Origin of the sequence: Pseudomonas donghuensis, from assembly GCF_000259195.1 — a bacterium.
GTDB classification, from domain to species: Bacteria; Pseudomonadota; Gammaproteobacteria; order Pseudomonadales; family Pseudomonadaceae; genus Aquipseudomonas; species Aquipseudomonas donghuensis.
In genome coordinates this window covers 221,208-228,599 of record NZ_JH650761.1, presented here as the reverse complement: position 1 = coordinate 228,599, position 7,392 = coordinate 221,208, and the positions used below count along the sequence as shown (strand labels likewise).

Sequence of the window (7,392 nt, the reverse complement as noted above, 5' to 3'; positions counted from 1 at the left end):
CTCACCGCCGCCATTGAAGCGGCCCGCGCCGGTGAAGCCGGGCGTGGATTTGCCGTGGTGGCGGACGAGGTCCGCAACCTCGCCCACCGCACCCAGGATTCGGCGCAGCAGGTTCAGCGCATCATTGAAGAGCTGCAGGCCGGCGCCCAGGTGGCGGTCAGCACCATGACCGAAAGCCAGAGCCACAGCCAGCACAGCGTCGGCATCGCCAACCAGGCCGGTGAGCGGCTGGGCAGCGTGACCCAGCGCATCGGCGAGATCGACGGCATGAACCAGTCGGTGGCCACCGCCACCGAAGAGCAGACCGCCGTGGTCGAGTCGATCAATGTCGACATTACCGAGATCAATACGCTGAATCAGGAAGGGGTAGAGAACCTGCAGGCAACCTTGCGCGCCTGCAATGACCTGGAGAATCAGGCCAATCGCTTGAAGCAGCTGGTGGGGAGTTTCAGGATCTGATCTACAGCTAATCGCAGGTCAGGCCAGCTCCCACAGGCAATGCAAATCTCTATGGGAGCTGGCTTGCCAGCGATAGATTCAGCTCAAAACCTCGAGCCTGGCTCCAGCAGAAAATCCATCTCTTCGTCGGTGCTCGGCCGGCCCAGCAGCAAATTGCGATGCGGGAAGCGGCCAAAGCGGGCAATCACCCGCTGATGCTGCTCGGCGTAGTCGAGAAAACCTTCGAACAAACGCCGATCGGCATCCGGCTGGGCCTCGAGCAGCCACTGGTAACGCTCGACGCTGATGTTCTGCCAATCCAGTACCTCGGCATGCTCCAGCACCAGCAGGATGAACACCCGCTGGATCGGCAGCAGCTGGTAATCCCAGTTCTTCTGCAAGCCCTGCATCACCACCACCTGCGCTCGCCGGTCGCCATCGAAGGCCCGCGGCGTATCGCGGTGGATCATGCGCGGCAACTGGTCGAGCAGCAACACCAGCCCCAACCAGCCCTGAGGGCATTGCTGCCACTCATCCAGGCCACCGGCCAGGGCGTGCTCCATCAAATCGCCGAACAGCGCCTGCGCCTCAGCATCATGGTGCTTGCCGAACCACAGCGTGCTCTTCTCGTCAGCCACGGCCTGGGGGCTGGTGCCCCAGCCAAACCACCACTCCAGTAACGGCTGCCAAGGTGCGAGCATGATTTACTCCTTGTGATAACCGGTAACGCGCTCGACTTCCTGCTTGGAGCCGAGGAACACTGCCACGCGCTGGTGCAGGCTATCCGGCTGGATGTCGAGGATGCGCTGGTGACCGTCGGTGGAAGCACCGCCGGCCTGTTCGATGATGAAGGACATCGGGTTGGCTTCGTACATCAGGCGCAGCTTGCCCGGCTTGGACGGCTCGCGCGCATCGCGCGGGTACATGAACAGGCCGCCACGGGTGAGGATGCGGTGCACATCGGCAACCATCGAGGCGATCCAGCGCATGTTGTAGTTCTTTTTCAACGGACCGGTCTCACCGGCCAGCAGCTCGCCCACGTAACGGGTCACCGGCGCTTCCCAGTGGCGCTGGTTGGACATGTTGATGGCGAACTCGGCGGTGGTTTCCGGCACCTGGATGTTCTCGTGGGTCAGCACGAAGCTGCCCAGCTCGCGGTCCAGGGTGAAGCCCTTGACGCCGTTGCCCAGGGTCAGGATCAGCATGGTCTGCGGGCCGTAGATCGCGTAACCGGCGGCAACCTGCTTGGTACCCGGCTGCAGGAAGGCCTGCTCGTTGAGGCTTTCGTTCTGGCTCAGGTATTCGTTCGGGCAGCGCAGTACCGAGAAGATGGTACCGACCGAAACGTTGACGTCGATGTTCGACGAACCGTCCAGCGGGTCGAATACCAGCAGGTAGGCACCTTTCGGGTACTTGCCCGGGATCTGGTAGGCGTTGTCCATCTCTTCGGAGGCCATGCCGGCCAGGTGACCGCCCCACTCGTTGGCTTCGAGCAGGATGTCGTTGGAGATCACGTCCAGTTTCTTCTGGACTTCGCCCTGCACGTTTTCAGTGCCCATGCTGCCCAGAACACCACCCAGCGCGCCTTTGGAGACGTTGTGGCTGATTTCCTTGCACGCACGCGCCACCACTTCGATCAGGAAGCGCAGATCGGCAGGGGTACTGTTGCTGCGGGTCTGCTCAATCAAATAGCGACTCAGGGTAACGCGGGACATGTAAGGCTCCGAAGGAAGGGGGGGTAATAAAAACCCACGCAGTTTACAGGGAGAGTGAAGCGCTAGCGAGCAATCAGACACGCCTGGCCGATCAGACGGCACATCGGCCCGAGAGTTCACCACCCCCGGGCCGACCTTTGCAGCTTAGCCAAGCGCTCTCCAGATGTCAGTGGCGTACTCGCGGATGGTCCGGTCCGAGGAGAACCAGCCCATGCGCGCGGTGTTGAGCACCGCCATGCGCCACCACTGCCTGGGTTCGCGCCAGAGCGCTTCGACGCGTAATTGCGCGTCCCAGTAAGCGTCGAAATCGGCGCACACCAGGAAGCGGTCATAGGCCACCAGCGAGTCGACCAGACCGACATAGCGACCCGGGTCATCAGGTGAAAACACCCCGCCGCGAATGGCCTGAAGCACGTCGTTGAGCCGATGAGAGGCGCCGATCGCCGCACTGGCGCCAAAGTCGCCGCTGCGCTTGCGCGCCTCCACCTGCTGGGAGGTCAGGCCGAAGATGAACATGTTCTCAACGCCGACCTGCTCGCACATCTCGACATTGGCCCCGTCCAGGGTGCCGATGGTCAGCGCACCGTTAAGGCCGAACTTCATATTGCTGGTGCCGGACGCCTCATACCCGGCGGTGGAAATCTGCTCGGAGAGATCGGCCGCCGGGATGATGCTCTCGGCCAGGCTGACGTTGTAGTTGGGCAAAAACACCACCTTGAGCAGGCCGCGCACGGTCGGGTCGTTGTTGACCACCTTGGCGATGTCGTTGGCCAGCTTGATGATCAGCTTGGCCTGGTGATAGCTGGCCGCCGCCTTGCCGGCGAATATCTTCACCCGTGGCGCCCAGCCGGTGCCAGGCTCGGCGCGGATGGCCTGGTACAGGGCCACCGTGTGCAGCAGGTTGAGCAACTGGCGCTTGTACTCATGGATCCGTTTGACCTGCACATCGAACATCGCCTCGGGATTGAGGGTGATGCCAAGGCGCTCCTGGATCAAGCTGGCCAGGGCCTTCTTGCTGTGCAGGCGCTGGGCGGCGAATTGCTTGCAGAACGACGCTTTGTCGGCGAAGGGATCAAGGTCGCGCAGACGCCCTTGCGGGTCATCGAGCACGTCGGCGCCCAGCGCCTCGACCAGCATGCCGGTCAGCTGCGGGTTGGTCTGGAACAGCCAGCGACGGAAGGTAATGCCGTTGGTCTTGTTGTTGATTCGCTCCGGGTAGAGCTTGTGCAGCTCGGCGAATACCGTGCTGCGCATCAGCTTGCTGTGCAGCGCCGACACGCCGTTGACGCTGTGCGAGCCAAGGAACGCCAGGTTGCCCATGCGCACCCGGCGACCGTTGTCTTCCTCGATCAGCGACACCGCGCGCAGCACGTCGAAATCGTGGATGCCCTTGGCGCGCAAGGCGTCGATATGAAAGGCGTTGATCAGGTAGATGATCTGCATGTGCCGCGGCAGCATGCGCTCCATCAGGCCCACCGGCCAGGTTTCCAGGGCTTCGGGCAGCAATGTGTGGTTGGTGTAGGCCAGGGTCTCGACGGTCAGCTGCCAGGCCGTGTCCCAAGGCACTTCGTGCTGGTCGACCAATAGGCGCATCAGCTCGGCGACGGCGATCGAAGGATGGGTGTCGTTGAGCTGGATCGCCGCCTGCTGCGGCAGGTTGAGTAGGCTGTCGTGCATGTTCAGGTGACGGCGCAGCAGGTCCTGCAGCGAGGCCGAGACGAAGAAATACTCCTGGCGCAGGCGCAGTTCCTGGCCGGCCTCGGTACTGTCGGCCGGGTACAGCACCCGCGAGATACTTTCAGCCCGCGCTACTTCGGCGACGGCGCCCAGGTGGTCACCGGCATTGAAACGCTCCAGGTGCAGCTCTTCCAGCGCCCGCGCCCGCCACAAGCGCAGGGTGTTGACGCTGGCGCCGCGCCAGCCGACCACCGGCGTGTCGTAGGCCACCGCCCGCACGGTCTCGGCCGGCCACCATACCTGGCGCTGCTGGCCACCGGCGTCGTGCACGGTTTCGACGCTACCACCGAAGCTGATCGGGTAGATCACCTCGGCACGCTCGAATTCCCAGGGGTTGCCGAAGTCCAGCCAGTTCTCGGTCTGCTCCTGCTGCCAGCCATCGACCACCGCCTGGCGGAACAGGCCGTGCTCGTAACGAATGCCGTAACCGTGGGCGGCGATGCCGAGGGTCGACATGCTCTCCATGAAACAGGCCGCCAGGCGCCCCAGGCCACCGTTGCCCAGGGCCGCATCGGGTTCCAGCAGGCGGATGCGCTCAAGGTCGACGTTCAGCCCGTCCAGCGCCTCACGGGCGACATCCAGCAGGCCCAGGTTGCTCAAACTGTCGTACAGCAGGCGGCCGATGAGAAATTCCAGCGACAGGTAATACACCCGCTTCTGGCTTTTGCGGTAGATCTGCCGGGTGTGGTCCATCCAGTGATCGACCATGTGATCCCGGGCAGCCAGGGCAATGGCTTCGAACCAGTCGTGATCGAAGGCGTGCTCCGGGTCCTTGCCGACCGCGTAGGTCAATTTATCCAGCACAGCGGTGCGAAAAGCGGCCACCTCTGCGTCACGAGCGAGCGGTTCCTGAGACATGCGATGTCCTCGGGCAAGTTGACGAATGCGGATGGAGATTTCTCAGCCTAGACCGTTCGACACAGAGCGGAAGCGCAGGTTCGGGAGTTTCTGCGTAAAAACAGCGGCGATGGCGGGCGCAACCGGCAAATGGCTGTTCACATTTTGACCAACTCCGGTATGATCGCGCGCCCACCCGAACATCTAAAACCAGAACCTGATGAAACCGACCCTGATTGCCGCCGCCGAAGTCGACCGCCTGGAAACCTGGCAGAAGTACCAAAGCCATATGTGCGGAGGCTGCAACTCGACCTGCTGCACCTTGCCGACGGAAGTGAAAATCAAAGACTTGATCCGCATGGGCGTAGTGGATGAGTTCGGGGGGGGCGAGCCGCCGAAGAACATTGCCAAGCGTTTGCAGAAAGACGGGATCATCCAGCGCTTCAACCAGAAGTCGGGAATTTTCACCCTGGCGCAGATGAGCAACGACGACTGCCTGTACCTGGATCGTAAGAGCCGCCTGTGCACCATTTATGACACACGCCCGGACACCTGTCGCAACCATCCACGGATCGGCCCGCGGCCGGGTTATTGCGCGTACATTCCCAAGCCAGCGGCGCGCCGCTAAAAGCATCGCGGGTCAAGCCCGCTCCTACAGGATTGTGCATTGCCCTGTAGGAGCGGGCTTGACCCGCGATTGATTTTTCTCCAGGCAAACAAAAACGCCCCCGGCCTTGCGGCCGGGGGCGTTTTTTTATTTCAGCCGAGCTTAGTTAGCCTTGGCTTTCTTGGCAGCGCGGGTACGCTCGCCTTCGTCGAGGATCTTCTTGCGCAGACGGATCGACTTAGGCGTGACTTCGCACAGCTCGTCGTCCTGGATGAACTCCAGAGCCTGTTCCAGGGTGAAGCGAACAGGTGGAACCAGGGCGATGGTTTCGTCTTTACCCGAAGCACGCATGTTGTCGAGCTTCTTGCCCTTGGTAGGGTTGACGCCCAGGTCGTTGTCACGGCTGTTCAGACCAACGATCTGACCGTTGTAGATCTCCTGGCCGTGCTCGACGAACAGCTTGCCGCGCGCCTGCAGGGTTTCCAGGGAGTAGGTCAGGGCCTTGCCGGTCTCGACCGAAACCAGTACACCGTTCTGACGGCCGGACATGTGGCCGGACTTCATCGGAGCGTAACGGTCGAAGATCGAGGTCAGGATGCCTGCACCGTTGGTCAGGGTCAGGAACTGGTTACGGAAACCGATCAGACCACGGGCTGGAATGTTGTATTCCAGGCGTACACGGCCCTTGCCATCCGGAACCATGTTGGTCAGGTCGCCTTTACGCAGACCCATTTCTTCCATGACCTTGCCCTGGGAATCTTCAGGGATGTCGATGGTGACGTTCTCGAACGGCTCGTGCTTGGCACCGTCGACTTCACGGATGATCACTTCCGGACGACCAACACCCATTTCGAAGCCTTCGCGACGCATGGTTTCGATCAGAACCGACAGGTGCAGCTCACCACGGCCGGATACCTTGAACTTATCAGCCGAGTCGCCTTCTTCAACGCGCAGTGCAACGTTGTACAGCAGCTCTTTGTCCAGACGTTCCTTGATGTTGCGGGAAGTCACGAACTTGCCTTCTTTACCGCAGAACGGCGAGTCGTTGACCTGGAAGGTCATCGAAACGGTTGGCTCGTCAACGGTCAGCGGCTTCATCGCTTCAACTGCGTCCGGGGAGCACAGGGTGTCGGAGATGAACAGCTCGTCGAAACCGCTGATGCAGACGATGTCGCCAGCCTGGGCTTCTTCGACGTCAACGCGGTGCAGACCGTGGTGACCCATCAGCTTGAGGATACGGCCGTTGCGCTTCTTGCCGTCGGTGTCGATGGCGACAACCGGGGTGTTCGGCTTGACGCGGCCACGGGCGATACGGCCAACGCCGATAACACCGAGGAAGCTGTTGTAGTCCAGTGCCGAGATCTGCATCTGGAACGGGCCGTCACGGTCAACAGCCGGCGCCGGTACGTTGTCGACGATCGACTGGTACAGCGGGGTCATGTCTTCGGCCATTTCGGTGTGGTCCAGACCGGCAATACCGTTCAGGGCCGAGGCGTAGACGACTTTGAAGTCCAGCTGTTCTTCGGTGGCACCGAGGTTGTCGAACAGGTCGAAGATCTGGTCCAGAACCCAGTCAGGACGCGCGCCTGGACGGTCGACCTTGTTGATCACCACGATTGGACGCAGGCCGGCTTCGAAAGCCTTCTTGGTCACGAAACGGGTTTGCGGCATAGGGCCGTCCTGGGCGTCGACCAGCAGCAGCACCGAGTCAACCATCGACATTACACGCTCAACCTCGCCACCGAAGTCGGCGTGGCCGGGGGTGTCGACGATGTTGATGTGGTAGCCGTTCCAGTTGATGGCGGTGTTTTTCGCCAGAATGGTAATACCGCGCTCTTTTTCCTGGTCGTTGGAGTCCATGACGCGCTCGTCGTTGAGCTCGTTACGCTCCAGGGTGCCGGACTGACGCAGGAGTTTGTCGACCAGGGTGGTTTTACCATGGTCAACGTGGGCGATGATGGCGATGTTACGCAGATTTTCGATCACGTGTGTATCTCGATCAGAGGATTCGGGTTGCCGCCCAGTCTAGGCGGCGAATATGAATGAATGGCGCTCAAA

General features: G+C 61.4%; 6 protein-coding genes. 2 read left to right on the top strand and 4 right to left on the bottom strand.

Going from position 1 to position 7,392, the window contains the following annotated elements:
* Positions 1-459, top strand: a 459-nt coding sequence (locus tag UW3_RS29405; protein WP_010222305.1) for a methyl-accepting chemotaxis protein, incomplete at its 5' end; no start/stop codon positions are given.
* Between the two features lie 83 nt (positions 460-542).
* On the opposite strand, the gene UW3_RS0110170 is transcribed toward UW3_RS29405, so the two are convergent.
* The 3 genes from UW3_RS0110170 to UW3_RS0110160 form a co-directional block, all read right to left on the bottom strand.
* On the bottom strand, positions 543-1,139 hold the full coding sequence (locus UW3_RS0110170) for a DUF924 family protein (protein WP_010222304.1): 597 nt from the start codon (positions 1,137-1,139) through the stop codon (positions 543-545).
* A gap of 3 nt (positions 1,140-1,142) precedes the next feature.
* The gene (locus tag UW3_RS0110165) at positions 1,143-2,153 is read right to left on the bottom strand and encodes a class 1 fructose-bisphosphatase (protein WP_010222303.1); all 1,011 of its coding nucleotides are present in this window, start codon (positions 2,151-2,153) and stop codon (positions 1,143-1,145) included.
* A 144-nt stretch (positions 2,154-2,297) separates the two neighbouring features.
* A complete protein-coding gene (locus UW3_RS0110160) occupies positions 2,298-4,748 on the bottom strand; it encodes a glycogen/starch/alpha-glucan phosphorylase (protein WP_010222302.1) in 2,451 nt (816 codons plus the stop codon).
* Positions 4,749-4,947: 199 nt separating this feature from the next.
* On the opposite strand from UW3_RS0110160, the gene UW3_RS0110155 reads away from it, so the two are divergent.
* Positions 4,948-5,355, top strand: coding sequence for a YkgJ family cysteine cluster protein (locus UW3_RS0110155; RefSeq protein ID WP_010222301.1), 408 nt, complete (start codon positions 4,948-4,950; stop codon positions 5,353-5,355).
* Positions 5,356-5,496: 141 nt separating this feature from the next.
* Here UW3_RS0110155 and typA read toward each other — a convergent pair whose 3' ends face one another.
* Entirely contained in the window at positions 5,497-7,320 is a 1,824-nt protein-coding gene (typA, locus tag UW3_RS0110150) for a translational GTPase TypA (protein WP_010222300.1), read from the bottom strand.
* Between the last annotated feature and the right edge of the window lie 72 nt (positions 7,321-7,392).